The following is a 16,595-nucleotide window of genomic DNA, read 5'->3' on the forward strand; positions in this document are numbered from 1 at the left end:
ATCCTCAGATTTCATTACTATCGGGGCGAGGCGTGAACCCGCCTGCGCGTTCGGTTAGGTCGCCCAGTTTTGGCGGCAAGTTCTGTTGGATCTCGGTCGCTTTATTTGTCGCCGCATTAGGTTCCTTGGCGGTTCCTTTATGCTGCGATTTTGCGGCACCAATTGCTTTGTGAATGGGCTTCACCCCCTCGCCCTCAAGCGCTCGGCCCGCACGCGGACTATCGGGCGATGAAGACCTTCGCGTGGACTTCGAAACCTGACCTTTTCGAGACCTGCTTTTAAGCAGCTTTCCCAGCGATGTCTCGCTGGTTTCAACGCCATGTCCTTTCAGAATTTCAACCACGGTGGCGAGGCTATAGCCTTTTTCATCGAGGGCTTTTATGCCCGGAAGAAGCACGTTGATCGCCTCGGTTTTTGAGACTTTCTTCTCGCGAGGGTCAGCTGGGGGCATTTCCTGAAGCGCGTCGTTAATTGACTCGAGGTCGCCCAGCTTGTACCGGCTGTTGTTTCCCATACTGGCGTTTCCGTATTAAAGACGTAATGTGAAAAACTTTCAGTTCACGTTTTCGCTCATTTTTGCAGACAGCGCAAGGGCTGCAGCCGTCATTCGTCAGAATGACGGCTTTGCTTTTTGCGCGGTTTGGATTCTGCACTTATGCTACGGTCTGCACACTGTAAGTGTGAGGACAGGGTAGGGTTTGTGCTACCGCCGTAAACGGCGTAGGCACAACCGGCGTGGCTCCAGTCGTTTCACTCCCTCCGCCACGCCTACCACCCATGCTCAGGGCAAGCCCCGAGACCCCTTGATGCCGCCTGGAGGTTCTATGAGTGATAGTGAAAAGCGCCGGAGGACGGGCCTATTGCCCTCTATCCGATGCTTCGAGGACGAAGAAGAAGCGGTTCGCGAGAAGGCTTCTGACTGTGGAATGAGCGTCGGCCAATTCATGCTGGCCGCTGCGCTACAGCGCAGAACGAAGAGCAAAGTAGACAAGAAGATATTGAATGAGCTTCGGCGGCTAGGCGGCTTGCAGAAGCACTTGTTCACAGAGGGGGGCGGTGTTTTATCGAGAGAGTATTCGTCAATCCTTGTTGAAATCCGGGCTGCGATTGCCCGCTTAGGGAAATGACATGCTGGCTAAAGTGGCGAGGCCTCGGCAGGACGGGCGATCAAGTTTTGCGAAGTTAGTTGAGTACATCATTAACAGAGATGACGACGAGGAGAAATTGACCGATGAGCTCGATCCAAGCGACCGAAGAAAGCACGACCGAATTCTTAGCGCTATTAGAGACAATCTCAGCGGAGCAGAAGATGATTTGCTCTTTGTTAGACGAGCTTATTCAATTGATGCAAATGCCCTCAGATCCCGTATTGAAAATTCTCGCTGGTTTACTTTCACCGGTGCAGATGCAGGTGATAGCGATGAACAACAACTTGACGGCATTGATGGAGGACTAGGCGATGGCGATCGACATCAAAGAAGCCTTGCCCGCATTGCGGACGATCTTGGAACAGCAGGAAGCTATCTCGGAACGCTTGCGGACTTTAAACGAGATTTTTACGACCGAGTACAAGCCCGTAGAACCAGTATTGCGATCCATGCTGAAGCCACTTCGAGAGAAGATCAATCAGATGGATTCGACGATATCGAAGAGGTCGCGCTCTTAGGCGATGTCCAAAGGCGGAAATCTAGGGGCGGGGTGTCCTGCCAGCATAACTGTCTGGCCCTGGAAACGGCCCCCTTCGAGATGCTTGCGGTCGCTGAGGCGAACCCGCGCGTCAAGGACCCGATGTATCACGTCATTATCTCCTGGCCAGCTTCGGAGAAACCAACTGATGCTCAAGCGTTTGAGTCAGGGGTTTATGCCATGGAAGCGGTCGGCATGGCCGGCCATCAATACGTCTTCGCGATCCACCGGGATACGGACAACGTTCATCTGCATATGGCGGTTAACCGCGTGAATCCGGACACGCTTAAAGCGGTTTATCCCGACCGTGATTTCTACAAGCTGGATCGCGCAATGCGGGAGCTGGAACTCCGCTTTGGCTTTTCCCACGATAATGGTCCGTACGCAGTCCATGTGAGGAATGGAATACCGGTTGTGGATTGGGCGCAAAGCAAGCCCCAAACCAAGGGAAAGATGCCTTCTGCGGCGGCGGACATGGAGCAGCTCGGGTTGCAGGAGAGCCTATTCAGCTACGCTCGTGGAATGCCACGTAAAGCGATTGCTGAACTGCTGGCACGTCCAGGTCTCAGTTGGGCGCAGCTGCACGAGCGAATGGCAGCTTATGGTCTGGAGCTTCGCCGGAAGGGGAGGGGTTTGGCTGTATACGTCATTTCAGATGACGACGACGTCACTCCGATCAAAGCGAGCGATATGCATGAAGAGTTGTCACACAGCCGCCTAGTTAAAAGACTTGGTGAATTTGAGCCACGTATCCACCCGCCGAAATTGGAAGACGCGGGAAGCAGCTTGGACCAAGACGGAGCAGGCGGTGAACAAAAAGCACCTGCGACAGAATTGCTGGAGGGTATATCTCCGGTCAGCGCTTACGACAAAGATCGAGGTTCCAAGCGAAACCCGGTCGACAGAGAGATCCGGCGAGCAGAGCGCGCCGAAGCGCGCCGGGGATTGCGAAAGCGGTACGCGGCGTATAAGGCGGGGTTTGTTCAAAGGAAGCTTAGTGCGGCTACGGTCAAGGCTCGCTATGGCGCCATTCGAGACGATGCAAGGCGTCAGCGAGCCCAGGTGCGGCAGACGGTAAGGACCGCTGCACAACGTCGGGCGATGTACAGCATCATCGCTTTCGAAACGCTCAAAGCTAAGGAGCGCCTAAAGGCATCGCTGCGGCGCGAGCGGGAAGCCCTGCGGGCCGACCCCAGCAACAGGGTGCTTTCCTTCCGCAGCTGGGTGGAGAAGCAGGCAGCGCTTGGTGACCCCGCAGCGATCTCCCAAATGAGGGGCTTTGCCTACGCGGAGAAGCGCCACGCCACTGATCTCCAACGGCAATTGGAAGACAGGAATCAGAACGGCATTAGGTTGGCTGAGCTATGCGAACCGCGGGCGCGACCCGATCTCCCTGGCCATAAATTTAGCGTTCGGCGCGACGGTAATGTGATTTACCGATCTACCCGCCTGGGAGACGAGTTTCTCGACATTGGGCAAAAACTGGTGATTGACGGAAATGACGTCCCTAGGGACCAGACCCTAAACGCGATGTTGCTTCACGCCGCCGGTAAGAGCGCCGGAGCTGTGCGCATCGAAGGTAGTCCCGATTTCATTGATGCCGTGCTGGAAGTGGCAGCGCAGAGGCGTCTCGCGGTCGAGCTCAGCGACGAAGCACAGCGGCGGCGTCTTGCAGAGCGCACCGAGCAGCACGATAAGGCTGGAAAGCCGCGGGCACCGAGACTTTGAGGGCTTTAAACAGCGCGCTTGATTGGTTCTTATAATTCCGTATAGTACCGGTAATACAAAACGGAGGGTTTCATATGAGTCGTCGCTTTCTATCCTGCATAGCAGTCGCCTCGAGCCTTGTCGCGCTTGGCGGCTGCGCTTCCAAGCCGCAGAGCGACGACTCTCAGTCGATCGTCGATCGGCAGATATTGGACGCAGCCCAAACCATTCAAGTCGCCCAAGCGGACCTATACCAGGCGGCAGCCTTAAACAGCCGAGTCACCCGCCGTCCAGTGTCCCTATTAAACGACAAGGACCACGTGACAACCAATTGGCAGGGTGATGCTGTGCAGCTGCTGAATCAGGTGGCGCGTGATCGAGGGCTCAAGTTTTCCCTTATAGGGGTCCAAATGCCCTTGCCTTTGGATGTGTCCGTACAGGGTATGCCCTATGACAGCTTCCTAACGATGCTACGAGCGCAGATTGGCTACCGCGCAACGATCATCCAAACCAGCGACAAGTTGGTCCTGCAGTACAACAAACCCCAGCCATAAAGGAGCGCCTATGAATCGCTTTGCCTTAGGCTGTTTGCCGTTGTTTATCTCATTTGTTGTCAGCGCCAATCCAGGCGCACTGGTTGATGACGGCAAGGCCACCGAACAAGCACTTGATGTGCCCCCGACGCTTGAGTCTCTCCAAAACCCAAGCAGCGAAGAATCAACAGGTGTGCCGGACCTACGGAGGCAAATGCTGCTCGAGGCCGGGAAAACGGTGGGCTTTCGAGGGGGCATGGCGGCCAAGGCCCACTTGCTCCATGGTGCGCTTGGGCGGCGCTCCGACGAGCTCGACAAGATGTTCCAGTTTTCCCCGCTAATCACCACTAGCGGAACCATTCCGCCAGTCATTGTCGAGGCGCGCGACGTCGCAGCCTTCTCGCCGGACCAGATACGCACGGCGGATAGGGTCTACAAAATTACCCGTGCTGAGCGTTTCGTGAGCGTTCCCCCGACTTGGCGAGACTATCTTTATGTCGGCCTGCCGGCTTCGGGGAAGGTTGAGCTACCAGACTTTGCGGCCCGCCCGCAGACGAGCGAAGAAGAGGCTATCTGGCAGGCAGCGGTTGCTGAAGGTTGGGAGGCCGGCCAAAACCAAGCTGTCCAGATACTCGAAGCAAACTTCAATCGACTCACTCGTGACTATAGGGGGATGTTGCTTTATTCGACGCTGCTTCAGAAAGACATGATCGGGAAAACTCAGGTTGCTGAGTCTCAGCAGACCGTAACCGGTGACGGGCAGCAGTTGATGCTGGGTGACAAACTTAAGCGCGTTACGAAGCGCGCTGAGTTCGTATCCGATCCAAAAAGGTGGAGACCGACGGTCACCAAGGAACCTGTTAGAAAACCGAACGACGCGCCCAAGGTCGCAGCCCCATGAGCGACCTGATCGAGTTCCCGCCTTACGATTTTCGGGGCGAGCTGACTGGCGAAGAATTCAAGCGATTCCTGAAGTACTGTGCGGACCATGGCGCATCCGACATCCTGATCCAGGGCGGTGACTATCCATGGGTCGAGGTACAGGGAAGGCAGCGTAAGGCGGCGCTGACAACGATCAGGCAAGGGCAGCTGCCGAGCTTGATAGCCTCGGTTTGGAAGTCAGAAGTTGAGACGCAGATGAGGGCGGGGGAGGGAGCTGATCGCCCCCTAGAGATATCCGGCGAAAGCTACGGAATCGCTCGCGGGGAATATTTACGCTTTCGGTGTAACTTTATCCAGGCGCGAGTTGCACGGATTGACGAGGCATACTCGATCACCCTGCGTGTTATACCCTCCGACTTGCCGGATATCCAGAAAATGGGGCTCGAGCAAGACTTGTTCGAAGAGCTCTACCCAGGCAAAGGCATGATCCTGATCTGCGGGCCGACAGGCAGCGGCAAGACGACACTTTTAGCGGGAATTTATGCCTACGCCGGGTCGGTCCTGCCAGATCGGAAAGTCATCACCTACGAAGACCCGATTGAGTACGTTCTAGGAGGCAAGCACTGGCTTGGGCCACAGCCCGCCCAATCGCAATTAGTTCGGGACGTTAAGAGCTTCTCTGAGGGCATCAGGCTCGCAATGCGCCGGAAGCCAAGCATCATCGGTATTGGCGAGGCCCGCGATCTCCCGACGGTTGACGCCGTCATCGACGTTGCTCTCTCCGGACACCTTTGTTTCGCGACACTCCACACGGAATCGTGCGCAGAGACTATCAACCGAATGATCCAGCAGTACCCCCCTGCGCAGCAGGCCGCCGTGGCATCGCGGCTACTGGGTTGCCTCCGGGTAGTGGTCGTGCAGAGGCTCCTCAAAACCACCGATGGCAAGCGGGTTGCCATTCGAGAGTATGTCGTTTTCGACCGCGACCTCCGGAATCAACTTGAGGAAATGAGCTACGAGAAATGGGCACCGTTCATACGGCGGAAGCTGGAGGGAGAGAAACAAACCATGGAGGACAAGGCGTGGGCCCTGCTTAAACAGGGGCGCATAGCAAAACCCGAATTTGTGGAGCTTGCCGGGGCGAAGGCGTTTCACCGGCGAATCAATGAGGAGAGCGTATTATGAGCGTGTCAATTTGGCGCGACGCCTCACGGGGTCTCACGTTGTTCGGTATACCCTGTCTCGCCTATCTTCCCCTGTTCGGGTGGCTATTTCACATGCGATGGTGGACGCTCTATACGGCCGTCGCTGTTATCGTCGTCTTTGCCATCCTCGCCAAGTTCGGTCTAACCCTCCGCGTTTTATGGGGGAAGTTTCTGCATTTGCTTAGAGGCAGCAAGATCTATTCGCGTGGCTGGTGGTACCGCAACCGGTTCAATTTCTATGACTAGGCTTTGAAGCAATACGCTTGCGAGGTCGGTCGTTCACGCACAACCGGCTTCCGGCATTAGGGCGTAGCGCAGCTGATCGGCGTCATCTACTAGTTCAGGGCTGGGCGGGCCGTAGTAGAAACACAAGCCGTCTCGAAGGGCGAGGGGTACGGCGGAGTACCCCGCGTCGGAATACTTCACAAGCCGCCCCGCCTCAATGACTCGCCATTCATATGAAGCATTGCTCGGGTCGCCGAATATTTCGAGGATCGTGCCCGGATCGACTACTACAGACACGCAAGTCTGGACGTCGTTGGTGAAACTCAGTTCAAGATGCATAGCCGGCACCTCCAGCTGGGTGCCGGCTCCCGGCCCTCAGCGCCAGATGTTGTTCCAGAACTCGCTGGACTGTGAAGTTTCGGAGTCGGTTCCTAGGCTGCTGGTTCCGTAAGTCCTGCCTACGTTCGGAGCGTTGACTCTCGGTACGTCGCTCGAGCCGACGATAGTCCCGGCACCGGTGTTATTCACTCCCGTATTTCGGATCTGCTCGCGAATCTCGCTGTTCACCTCGTACACCACACCGTTGATTTCAGAGTTGGCTTGGTTGACGACTCCAGTAATCTGGTTGCGTACTACCGCGCAAATGCGGTTCTTGATCTGTGCCCAAATGTCCCCGAAGGACGGAAAGGTGGTCATTCCACCGATCCCAGTAATTCCGCCTACACACTTGCCCAGCATGTCCGAGATCGTCAGGGTTTGCTCCTCTGTCTCCTGCGCCGCTTGCTGGTCCCGCTCATAGCCAACTTCGGCCCCCCTGGAAGCCGCCTCGGCGCTCCGGCACGTAGCAGCCTGAACAGCTGAAGCGGACATTAGGCATATGAAGAGTAAGCAGGCTGTGGTGTGCTTTTTCATCGGTTGGTCTCTGTGGTTAGCGTGCATACACGGGTTGCCTAGTGCTTCATGCGAGGTCGGGTGCTGGGGTGCTGGCTGGAAGACGGTGAAGCGGTTGGCTCGGCTGCGTTCTCGGCATTAAGCGAAGGCTCAGCAGCGGCGGAGGGGGGCGTTGCTAGGGTCGCCGTCGCGTTACCACTCGCAGTGAGCGATGCCGCCGCCGTCGCGGTATCCCCTTTGGCGGCGATAAAAGCCCGGTCAACTTGCTCAATTATGGCAATCGCCCCAGGAACGTCGATTGGCCCGCTCGGAGCGGGCTTCACGCTTTCAACAGAGGCTGCGGATTGTTGGATAGGTCCGTACTTATGCTCAGCGTCAGAAAGGAGCTTGTACGCGGCCTCTAGGAAGCCTGATTCTTGCGCTTCTCGCTGTAGTGCTTTGCTGAGTCGCTCGAACTCGCTGTCGATTGTCGCGCTGAACGAGGCCCGGTAATCGTGGTTCGCAAGTAGCGAGCTAACGTGCCGTTTCCCTTCTTCTGTCTCGTCACCGCCGAAGAGAATTCGTGGAGCGTGATCCTGCGCGCGTAAAGCGGCGTATTCAGGTATGGCCATAAGTTGCTGCTCGGGTACGCCGATGTTGCTGAGCCACACACGGTCTGCTTCGACGATTGGAGACGGGGCGCGGCTCAACAGAGTCGCTTCCCAAGCGTTGCGATGTGTCTCAACCTCCCTGGTCCCTATAACCTTGCCGTTATCATCAAGGACATTTTCGTTAACCGTGACTGGCTGCCGCCCTAGGTTGTTGAGTGTCACGGAGTCGCCGCGGCCAATCTTTTGCTCCTCCACCACGCGCGAGAGGTCGACGCCCCAGGTAGTAGAAGTATTGCCATCAGAATTTTCGAGCTTTATAAAAAAGCTTTTAGAGTTCCGCTCGTTGTGCTCGTAAGGCGCCGATCCAAAGTCGACCACCGTGCCGGTGTGGCGGTCGATTGGCGTTGGCTGAGCTATCGGGGAGGATGGTCCGGCCGATGGCTGCTCGCTTGGAGCTGTCGGTCCGGGTTTCGTTGGCGTGTCGGTTACGTTGGTTTGGGAGCTGGAATTGGTTTGGCTTGGCGCGCTCACGTTCAGTTTTAGCTGCGCCGCTATCTCATCGCGCAGAGCGTTCTGTGCGGGGCTATTCAGTTCGACGGAAAGACCATTCTGGAGCATGAGCGTGATCGCATATCGTTTGAATTCGTCAGACCCGGTGACATCAAACTTTCCGCCAAATTTTTCCTTTGCAAGCATCATGGCCGCCAGTACAGCCTCATCGCTGTTCTCCTTGCCCTTGGCCATCAATATCTGGTGCCCGAAGTCTGTAAACGCAGCTTGGTCATTGATGAGGTAAAGGACGCTCCCGTCCTTTTGCGCGCGATAGCTGACGTTATCTAGCAGCTCCGTTAGTTTCGGCACTGGCTTTACCGGCTCGCCAGTTGGGGCTGAGGAAGGAGCAAAACCGTCCTCGGCCCAGTCGATCCTCTTGGGCGAAGGACGCAGGTCGGTATAGAAAGGCTCGTCGATTCCGCGCCGTGCCTCAGCGTAGGCGGCGTATGCCGCCTCATTCCGCTGTAGAATCGCGGCGCCTTTGTCCTGCACCTTCGAATCAAGATCCTTAAAATCGGTCAAATCTGCAGCAATCCAATGACGTAACAGTGTCGGAGGAAGAATGAGCTGCTCTGCAGTTGAATCCGAGAGGAGCCGTTGAAAGCTCGCCGAACGCTTTTCCATCGCTGCCACCGGGTCTATCTCGGCGCCGGTGCCTGCGGCAGCCATGCGCTCGTATACGGAAAGGCGAAACTCTTGCATGGGATCGATGACAGGTGCGTTCATACTCCCTCCAGGGGGTCAGATGCACGGCTCGGATGCGCCGTATCGTTAAGCGGAGCGGATTGCAGCCATTCAAAAAGAGAAGACCCGCCCATCTTTAAAAATTCCGTATTGTGTATATTATTCAAAAAAACGGAGCTTGCAACGTTTACCACTGATTAGGGCGGGTGTGGTATTTTGATATCATTCATTGCTAGCGAGAGGTCTTATGGGGAATGAACCAAACCCTCCACTCTGCGGTACGGACCTAGAGCGCTGGAGAATTGAGAACGGCCTGTCCAAGGTTGCAGCGGCAGACTGTTTCGGCTTGCAGAAAAGCAAATGGGAAGAGCTGACTAGCTCGGATAACTCAATGCAGCAGATCGCCGACCCTGTGATCGCGATGCTGCTCCAGATCTATTTGGCTTATCCTGAGTCTTCTCCGGTGACGTTGCCGCCCGACGTACAAGAGTTCTACGAATTCCTTGGTATGCAGGACTCACCGCAAGACCGTGATACGTTTGCGACACTTATCGGCCGATCGCCGCCCTCCGTTTACCGGCTGCTGCTACACAATGGAAAGCCGGGACGGCCGGTGATGAGATGGATCGAGGCAATTAAAAGACTTAAATTGACGCCTAAGAAGAGCCTTAAAGTTATGGCCGACGTGGTCAGTACAGTAGGGGACCGGCAGCAGGTAGACAAAGTCCTCATTAATGGATGGACTAAGCAGGGTGGCCCAGGTGAGCATGAGTGATAAGCCTGACTCACGATTCATTGAGTTATCGAGCGTCTACTTTTACGAAGGCACGCTGCCTAGCTCCATTGCTTTGAAAGACTGTTCCCTATCGACTGAGCGAAACGTGCCGGACACTTTCTTAGCATTGTATGGATATCAAAGTAAGCAAGACGGATTCATGGCGGCGCGAGCATACGCCAACGAGAACCGTCTCCGGTTTACCGTCATTGATTTCCTAGTAAAGCTAGACGAGAAGCAAAATCCGCTAACGATGAAGCCCGACGAATTGGCGTCCCATGACTTTATCTCTTTTCAGCGATTGTCAAAATCAATGGCTGAGGAAATTGGCGCGATCATTCGACCGCATGCGGAGCAGCTAGGCCTCACTGACAAGGCTTCCAAACCGCAGCAATTGCTCATGCAGTATCCCGAATTAATATCACCGTTATTGCAGTCCCCTGGTTGGGAGCACCTTAAGGTCGCTGCCTACCCGTCGAAGGTACAGATGAGCCCAAAGCCGCTTGCGGTAGGCGCAATACCTTTCAGCCATTGGGGATCAATTGCTGAAGCTACCTGCCGACTAAATCCTGAGGTGTTCATCCGGCTCGATCATCCGTCGCCTGCAGCAGCGCCCTCGCGCGACAGTCCGGTCGATCGGCCTGTTACGTCGAAACCGAGAAATAACTGAGTCCTAGGCCAGGGAAGGCCAAGGATCGGACCAGCCAATTTAGAGCGGCAATAACGTCAATATTGACGGGCACCCTAAACGTTAAATTCATCTACCCTCTTCGTAAATATTGACTCTTTGCCGCCGGTGTTAGAGGCGGCGTATTGCACAATCAAGTTGGCTTTGCCTTTTAGCCCTCCTGTAATCAACGGAATGTCCATCTGAGATGATGCCCCGCTATCGACTACACATTCGTAGTCAGGCGTGCTCACCTGATGTATTGAGCCGCAATGAAACGTTAGAGTCCCGATGTATTTTACTTTAACGCGGACCGGAATCTCACCAGCATTTTTGAGCGTAAGTTTTGTGAGAAAGGCCTGGCTTACGGGCGAGTATGTTCCCTTACTAACGGAGACACTCATTACGATCTTGTACTTCTCTTTATGTAGGCGATACGGAATATAAACCGCAAGCACCGCAACAATTAAGCCAAAGAATCCAAAAAGGACTTCAGAGAAATTATAAACGTTGGTTTCCAAGGCTTTGGTTGCTCGCGCAGAAGGAAAATGGTTGGCCAATCGGTGCTTTTCCCGGATAACACGCAGAGGCGGCTAATCTAGGATATTTTGGGGCGCGCCTCTGCGTAAAGGCGGTCTGCCGGGTACTGCCTCATAAAGTCCTGGCTTTCATTGGGAGTTGCGGTTAGCCAGTCGGCATAGCGGCCCTGAGGGAGTACGACGACCATCCTTTTCTCGTCATCGGGTCGATGGAAGTTTCGCATCATATCGTGGTCGTCGGCGTTGATGGTCAACATGCTGTAGCTGTGCACGATCTCCCCTACTGGACCTTTCCACGTTTCCCAAAGCCCCGCAATTCCTAACAACTCTCCATCCTTCCGTGTTATGCGGGTCGGAATCGGCTTCCCTGTTCGCCAGTCAGGTTCATAGATGGCTACTGCTGGTATGAGGCAGTGTTTTGCTTCCTTCCAAGCAGCTCGATACGAGGGCTTGGTCGCCGCTGTCTCGGATCTCGCGTTGTAGGTTGATCGCGCCAGTTTCGTGTCCTTGGCCCAAAAAGGAAGCAGGCCGAAGACCCCTGGTAACGCTTCGAGATTCGGTGCAGCTTCGTCGTGTGGATCGATTCCCGTTGGCTTCCGAATGAATGGCCCAACGTAGCCGGGCCATAGGTCGATTTTCTCCTGCGAGTCGAAAGTCAGCCCAAACGCGTTACGTAGGCGACTAGGGGAGGGTGCCTCGTAATGGCTACACATTGGCGGCCTCGCAAGCAATTAGGTCTGGTCGAACTGGTATGCCAGAACGTGGAACGCTATGCAAATGACACGGTTCGAAAGTCAGCTGTTTTGCCTTTCTCTAGCATTCGAACGGCTCCTGACATTTGTGGCCGAAGATAACGTAGCTTCTTCTGATCGATCTTAAGCTTGCGAGCAGCGTCGTCCCAATCCGAAGTTGCTAAGTTCAAAAGCAACAGCGTGCCTGCGTTCGCGATGAAGTCGCTGCTAAAGTGCGTTGGTGATTGGCCTGCGAGCAGGATAGCCAAGCCGAACTTCCGCATCTCGTTAACAATCCGGTTGATAGGGTTCGTCCGCTCTTCATCATTGAACATTTTGGACTCATCTAGAACGACCAGCCGCCGCAGCTTACCTCCCGAGTCGCCACGCTGCATCATCTCGCGGATGATCGAACGGAGCCGGAACCTGACAAACATCTTCAACTCATCCTCAGATTGTGCGAGCGGCTTGATGTTGTAGCGTCTAATCCGTGCTTGCCCAAAAGGGGGCGGGTTCGGAGTGAACAGTCCCAACGATTTCAGGTTCTCGAGGCGAGTGATCACTGACAGCATGACATCCTTGCTGTTGTATTTGATGGCCTCTTCGAATTCCATGCCCGTCGACATTTCGTCTAAGAACAAGCTGTGCGCCTCTTTCGCTTTGTCCCGCATAGCGACCAATCTTTTTTCAAGCCGCGCGACTTCCTCCTCGTCCATTCTGCTGCTTGTGGCATTGAGCCTCGAGCGCGTCTTGTTAAGTTGCTGCATGGTTCGGCAATACTCGTCGAAAGCGCTGAGAGAACGCTTTCCGGGCTCGCCGTCGTCGATCCCCATCCAAAGAGCTTTGAGCTTTCGCTTGCCTAGTCGAATGACGTCCGTCAGCGTCGGGTAGACTTGCCGAAGGCTGTCCCAGTCATGCCGGGCGATTATTTCCCGAATCTCATCGTCATCGGCTTCTCGCCGGTGCCAGCTGCTCGGGTCATCCGCCAGGATGCCGCGGGCCGCATACGCATCGATCAGCAGATTCCGGAGAACGCTCTCTTGATTGCCGCCTAGCTTGCGAGAGGTGCTATTAATCGTCTCAATAACGTCTGCTACTGCGCGCCGGACGCCCCCGTAATGCGGGTCGGTGTTCAATACGAGTGGGTTATAGCCGTAACGGGTTGCTTCGCTGAAGAGCACCTCATGCGCTCCGGGGATCTCTATGTCGCCGTGATAGTCGAAGATGTCGACTTCGACCTCCTCCGGCATACCTCCCACGAACGTGCGAATCCAATGGGTTTTCCCCGCGCCTGTCGTCCCGGCAACCCCCACGTGGTGGTTTGAGACCTCGCTAGCTTTCCAATATACCGGTAGGTCAACTTGCTCTCTTTCGTGCTTCCAATAATCCTTGCCAATAAGTATTTCGGTATTCATGCGGCCCCTTAACTGTCGGCTACTTCATCAGGCTCTGCGTGCGCATCGTCGCGCTCAACCTCGCTTTCGTCTTCGTCGAAGTCATAGGTTGTTTCGGCGGCTCGGTGAAACGGAAACATAAGCCCTTCTGCCTGAGCCTGTTCTATCCCTCTTAGCGCCGCCTCAAATAAGACAATGCTCTGTTCGACGGGGGAAACTTCGAATCGACTGATTGCAGCCAGCTGATCGGCGGCTTTCCTAACTGAGTCAAGTACAGGGTCTTGGATCTCGGGATAGAAAAACTTTTCGCCGCGAACTAGCTGGGCGGCGATATGGTCAACCGAATATGTATCGAATGAGAATATTGGCTTCGCACTCTTTGGTAAACGGCCGAACGCAGGGCGCTCAACCTGTAGAAATCGGTTTATTCGTGGTGCTAGGCGAGATGACTGTTTTTGATCATTGGGAATATAGAAGCTTGTACTTGGGACCACTGAGTTTTTAAAGATCACCAATCCCTCACCCGCGCTCAGTTCTTTCAGGTCGTTAAGAGGAATTTTGTCGCGGCGTTCGACGCCTGATACAAGTTGTGCTTTCTGCGTTGTCGTGAAGGTACCCGTCGATACCTCATGACCCGATAAAACACTGTAGTACGCGTCGCCGCCTGCCTTGCGAATCAGGTCATACGTGTCCTCAGGGTCTTCCAGGGCTAACGCCCACTTGATCCTAGTGTTAGCTATCATCGAGGCTGCCTCGTCACCCGCCTCGCCTCGCTTGAGCCCCTGCACGTCCTGTACCGCAGCAACCATCATGTAACCGAGCTCGCGCGCTTGCGCGAACATAACGGCAATGCCCTCGGCGAAATAGTAAGAGAGTTCATCGCTGATGATGATATTTGGATTAGGCGCGGTGGTGGGTCGCGAATCCAGAATGTCTTGCTTACTTCCCTCAAGAACAAACCCAAGGTTCTTGGCCATCATTAGACGTATTGATGACAGGTACAATTTTCCTAGGGCTGCCGCTTCCGAGGCGGACTTCTCAAGCGGCGGGATCAGGGCGACCAGTAGCCGGTTGTTAAGCGATACGTCCTGCATATCGATTTCCGGATACTTGTCTCCGAAAATGAACCCGTAAGTATCCATCATCATTGAAAGAATACGTGCGAACTGCCCCGTCAAATAGCCGTGTTGGTTGAAAACTTCAGGGTCCCACTTATCGGGCTCATGCGCTAGGGCGGGGTTAAAGCCAGGGAGGCCGGTTTCAAAGTATGACTTGATCGGTAAGTAGGCAAGCTCGGGGAGGCTCCCGTTTTTGCCTTCAATGTAAAGTTGAACGAGGTTTTGAAGCGCTAGATAGTGTCGAATTATTCCGATTGAAATATCGAGCTCTCCTTTTGCGCGCTTGTAGCTCAGCGCTCTGAATAGCGCGTCGATCATATTTAGGGCTTTCTCTTGCCACTGTGCGCCGTCACCTTTGGCGCGTGTAAGCAGAGAGGCTGTTAATTGCAGTAGAAAGTCGGCCGAGCCCTCAGCCCATGGGTTCATGGAGTTGGACTGGGGCTGAGCGGAGCCTCCCTCAAAGGAGGTGAGGTCATCGAATGGATCGGAGCCCCCTGTTAGATAGTTGAGGATGAGGAAGTCATCTTCGCGCTGGTGGCGGCGGGCGAGTGACCAAAGGGAAAACGGAAGTGCCACGCTACCTTTTCCGTCGCCATAACAAATCCCAGACCCCCAGCAGATAGCATTGTAATAAAGGCCTATCAGCGTCTCGCTTTTACCACTGCCGGTGGTGCCTGGAAGAAACAGGTGGGTCCGCGCGTCTGAATCATTCAGCCAGAGTTCTCGGCCTGCATTGGCAAAATCCGGCGTACGAAGGTAACCAAGGTAAAGAATCCCGCCTGCAGCCATGTGCTTGCGCAAGATTCTCGAGCCACGAAAAAGCCCAAACAGCATCTTCGACTCGAGAAGCGTCTCTTGGTAGTCGGTAGGATCGGTGCCGCCAATATCCTTGGGTATGCGAAGGGGCATCCTAAACTTTTGATCGGTAAACCCAACGAGCAGCACCAAGTTTACAGCGGTCCAAACCGGCCAAAGGCCAGCTAGATATAGCTGTAGCGGGATCGACAGAATGAGAACCGTTATGAACGTTGTTGGTCGGTACAGCGCCGTAACAAACTTGAACCAAGCTGACCGGGTATCTTGAGTTAGCCTGCCTGGATCAATTTGATGATTAGGATTCAACGCCATCGCTTACCCCTTCTAAAGTTAGACCAATGGCTTTTTCTAGGCTGAGTTGCAATGCTTTACGGAACATGGGGGCGCGCTTTATGCGTGCCAGCATGGCGGCGCCTTTCCTAGCAGCTTGTACTTGGGATTCGGCGACTGTGAGGTCGTATCGTCGGGTGAGGCAGTTGACGAGAAAGACGCTAAGCGGCTCAGCGCCATCAACTAGGGCGCGCCAAGATTCAATTCCGTATTCGCGTACATACGTGTCAGGGTCATGCCCTGCGGGCAAAAGGGCGAAAGTTGCGGAGTGGTCGTCGGTCATTACCTCGAGGACCTGTGCCGCGGCCGAGAGTGCCGCCTTTCGTCCAGCGCGATCGCCGTCGAACACAAATGCGACGGTATCAACGGTTCTGTACAGTTTCTCAAGTTGGCGAGCCGTTATCGCGGTGCCCATCGGCGCGACGGCGCGGGCTTCTCCTTGCTGACGCAGTACAACGACATCGAAGTAGCCCTCGACCACAATGGCGATACGATGCGTTCGTAGTGCCGTTTTTGCCAGGAACAACCCGAACAGCTCGTTCCCTTTTCTGAAGATCTCTGTTTCAGGCGAGTTCATATACTTCGGGTACTTTCCGGCGCTGTCCGTTAGCTCGCGTCCAGCAAAACCGATGAGGCTCCCACGCTCATTCCTAATTGGGAAAATCAACCTGTACCGAAGCCGGTCATAGAGTGAGCCGTTCTCCCTTCTTGCCGCTACACCAGCGCTGATAAGGTCTTCGTCGCTTATGCTTTTTTGCAGGAACGGAGCCACCCCGCTGGAGACGGCCCCGATCTCAAAAAGAGCAATGGTCTGCTCGTTGAGTTGCCTGTCTACCCTTGCATACAAGGACGCGCGTTCATTCTTGGCTAGGCCCTTTCTGTAGAGATAGAGGGCTTTGTCCAATGCCTGATGGAGCGCGTGGTGCCTTCCTCGCCGGCCGTCTTCGTCAGTAGGTTTGTCCTGTCTAGGGACCTCGATGCCTGCCTTGCGCGCAAGATGCTCCACGGCGTCACGGAACGAGAAGTGATGAAACGCCATCATCCAAGAAATGACATCTCCATTCGCGTGGCACCCAAAGCAGCGGTACCGGCCGCGAGAATCGCTAACGCTAAACGATGGAGTCTTTTCCTTATGGAATGGGCAGCAGGCAACATAGCTATGGCCGGCGCGCTTGAGTGATATGTCAGTGCTTATAAGCTCCACGATGTTAATCCGATCGCGCAGTCGGTCGAGGAAGTCAGTAGTGAACTGGTTAGGCGCTGACATATC

Annotated in this window: 17 protein-coding genes; 8 read left to right on the forward strand and 9 right to left on the reverse strand. The window is 54.8% G+C overall.

Annotated features, from left to right (window positions below; all coding sequences use genetic code 11):
* Window positions 1-4 precede the first annotated feature (4 nt).
* Complete coding sequence (locus tag ACIGHL_RS15075) at window positions 5-514, reverse strand: hypothetical protein (RefSeq protein ID WP_499176539.1); 510 nt, start codon at window positions 512-514, stop codon at window positions 5-7.
* A gap of 310 nt (window positions 515-824) precedes the next feature.
* Here ACIGHL_RS15075 and mobA point away from each other — a divergent pair, with 310 nt between their 5' ends.
* The 6 genes from mobA to icmT all read left to right on the forward strand — a co-directional run bounded on the left by mobA (window position 825) and on the right by icmT (window position 6,259).
* Complete coding sequence (mobA, locus tag ACIGHL_RS15080; protein ID WP_499176537.1) at window positions 825-1,127, forward strand: plasmid mobilization protein MobA; 303 nt, start codon at window positions 825-827, stop codon at window positions 1,125-1,127.
* A 1-nt stretch (window position 1,128) separates the two neighbouring features.
* Window positions 1,129-3,414, forward strand: coding sequence for a TraI/MobA(P) family conjugative relaxase (gene traI, locus ACIGHL_RS15085; protein ID WP_499176535.1), 2,286 nt, complete (start codon window positions 1,129-1,131; stop codon window positions 3,412-3,414).
* Between the two features lie 74 nt (window positions 3,415-3,488).
* Window positions 3,489-3,947, forward strand: coding sequence for a DotD/TraH family lipoprotein (locus ACIGHL_RS15090; RefSeq protein WP_499176533.1), 459 nt, complete (start codon window positions 3,489-3,491; stop codon window positions 3,945-3,947).
* Window positions 3,948-3,957: 10 nt separating this feature from the next.
* The gene (locus tag ACIGHL_RS15095; protein WP_499176531.1) at window positions 3,958-4,827 is read left to right on the forward strand and encodes a type IV secretory system conjugative DNA transfer family protein; all 870 of its coding nucleotides are present in this window, start codon (window positions 3,958-3,960) and stop codon (window positions 4,825-4,827) included.
* Window positions 4,824-5,993, forward strand: coding sequence for a plasmid transfer ATPase TraJ (gene traJ / locus ACIGHL_RS15100; RefSeq protein WP_499176528.1), 1,170 nt, complete (start codon window positions 4,824-4,826; stop codon window positions 5,991-5,993). The genes ACIGHL_RS15095 and traJ overlap by 4 nt, the downstream gene beginning before the upstream one ends.
* A complete protein-coding gene (gene icmT, locus ACIGHL_RS15105; RefSeq protein WP_312937520.1) occupies window positions 5,990-6,259 on the forward strand; it encodes an IcmT/TraK family protein in 270 nt (89 codons plus the stop codon). Before traJ ends, icmT begins: the two co-directional genes overlap by 4 nt.
* 33 nt (window positions 6,260-6,292) lie before the next feature.
* Here the strand turns inward: icmT and ACIGHL_RS15110 are convergent, their stop codons facing one another.
* From ACIGHL_RS15110 to ACIGHL_RS15120, 3 genes are read right to left on the reverse strand one after another with little or no spacing between them, the layout of a single operon-like run.
* Window positions 6,293-6,577, reverse strand: a complete 285-nt coding sequence (locus tag ACIGHL_RS15110; RefSeq protein WP_312937519.1) for a hypothetical protein — start codon at window positions 6,575-6,577, stop codon at window positions 6,293-6,295.
* A gap of 36 nt (window positions 6,578-6,613) precedes the next feature.
* Window positions 6,614-7,150: a hypothetical protein gene (locus ACIGHL_RS15115; RefSeq protein ID WP_312937518.1), complete on the reverse strand. Its 537-nt coding sequence runs from the start codon at window positions 7,148-7,150 to the stop codon at window positions 6,614-6,616.
* 38 nt (window positions 7,151-7,188) lie between these two features.
* On the reverse strand, window positions 7,189-8,997 hold the full coding sequence (locus ACIGHL_RS15120) for an LPD7 domain-containing protein (RefSeq protein ID WP_312937517.1): 1,809 nt from the start codon (window positions 8,995-8,997) through the stop codon (window positions 7,189-7,191).
* A 349-nt stretch (window positions 8,998-9,346) separates the two neighbouring features.
* On the opposite strand from ACIGHL_RS15120, the gene ACIGHL_RS15125 reads away from it, so the two are divergent.
* Entirely contained in the window at window positions 9,347-9,730 is a 384-nt protein-coding gene (locus tag ACIGHL_RS15125) for a hypothetical protein (RefSeq protein ID WP_312937516.1), read from the forward strand.
* On the forward strand, window positions 9,723-10,400 hold the full coding sequence (locus ACIGHL_RS15130) for a hypothetical protein (protein ID WP_499176525.1): 678 nt from the start codon (window positions 9,723-9,725) through the stop codon (window positions 10,398-10,400). Before ACIGHL_RS15125 ends, ACIGHL_RS15130 begins: the two co-directional genes overlap by 8 nt.
* A gap of 74 nt (window positions 10,401-10,474) precedes the next feature.
* On the opposite strand, the gene ACIGHL_RS15135 is transcribed toward ACIGHL_RS15130, so the two are convergent.
* Genes ACIGHL_RS15135 through dnaG form a run of 5 tightly spaced genes read right to left on the reverse strand, consistent with a single transcriptional unit; the run spans window position 10,475 to window position 16,592 of the window.
* The gene (locus ACIGHL_RS15135) at window positions 10,475-10,957 is read right to left on the reverse strand and encodes a hypothetical protein (protein WP_499176523.1); all 483 of its coding nucleotides are present in this window, start codon (window positions 10,955-10,957) and stop codon (window positions 10,475-10,477) included.
* 38 nt (window positions 10,958-10,995) lie between these two features.
* Window positions 10,996-11,649 (reverse strand): SOS response-associated peptidase, encoded by a 654-nt coding sequence (locus tag ACIGHL_RS15140; protein ID WP_499176521.1) that lies wholly within the window; start codon window positions 11,647-11,649, stop codon window positions 10,996-10,998.
* A gap of 56 nt (window positions 11,650-11,705) precedes the next feature.
* Window positions 11,706-13,082, reverse strand: a complete 1,377-nt coding sequence (locus ACIGHL_RS15145; RefSeq protein ID WP_499176519.1) for a helicase HerA domain-containing protein — start codon at window positions 13,080-13,082, stop codon at window positions 11,706-11,708.
* 8 nt (window positions 13,083-13,090) lie between these two features.
* Window positions 13,091-15,307 carry a hypothetical protein gene (locus ACIGHL_RS15150; protein WP_312937511.1) on the reverse strand — a complete coding sequence of 739 codons (2,217 nt, stop codon included), beginning with the start codon at window positions 15,305-15,307 and terminating at the stop codon, window positions 13,091-13,093.
* The gene (dnaG, locus tag ACIGHL_RS15155; RefSeq protein WP_499176517.1) at window positions 15,291-16,592 is read right to left on the reverse strand and encodes a DNA primase; all 1,302 of its coding nucleotides are present in this window, start codon (window positions 16,590-16,592) and stop codon (window positions 15,291-15,293) included. The genes ACIGHL_RS15150 and dnaG overlap by 17 nt, the downstream gene beginning before the upstream one ends.
* Window positions 16,593-16,595 lie beyond the last annotated feature (3 nt).

This window comes from Pseudomonas sp. NPDC077451, from assembly GCF_044543345.1.
GTDB lineage: Bacteria > Pseudomonadota > Gammaproteobacteria > Pseudomonadales > Pseudomonadaceae > Stutzerimonas.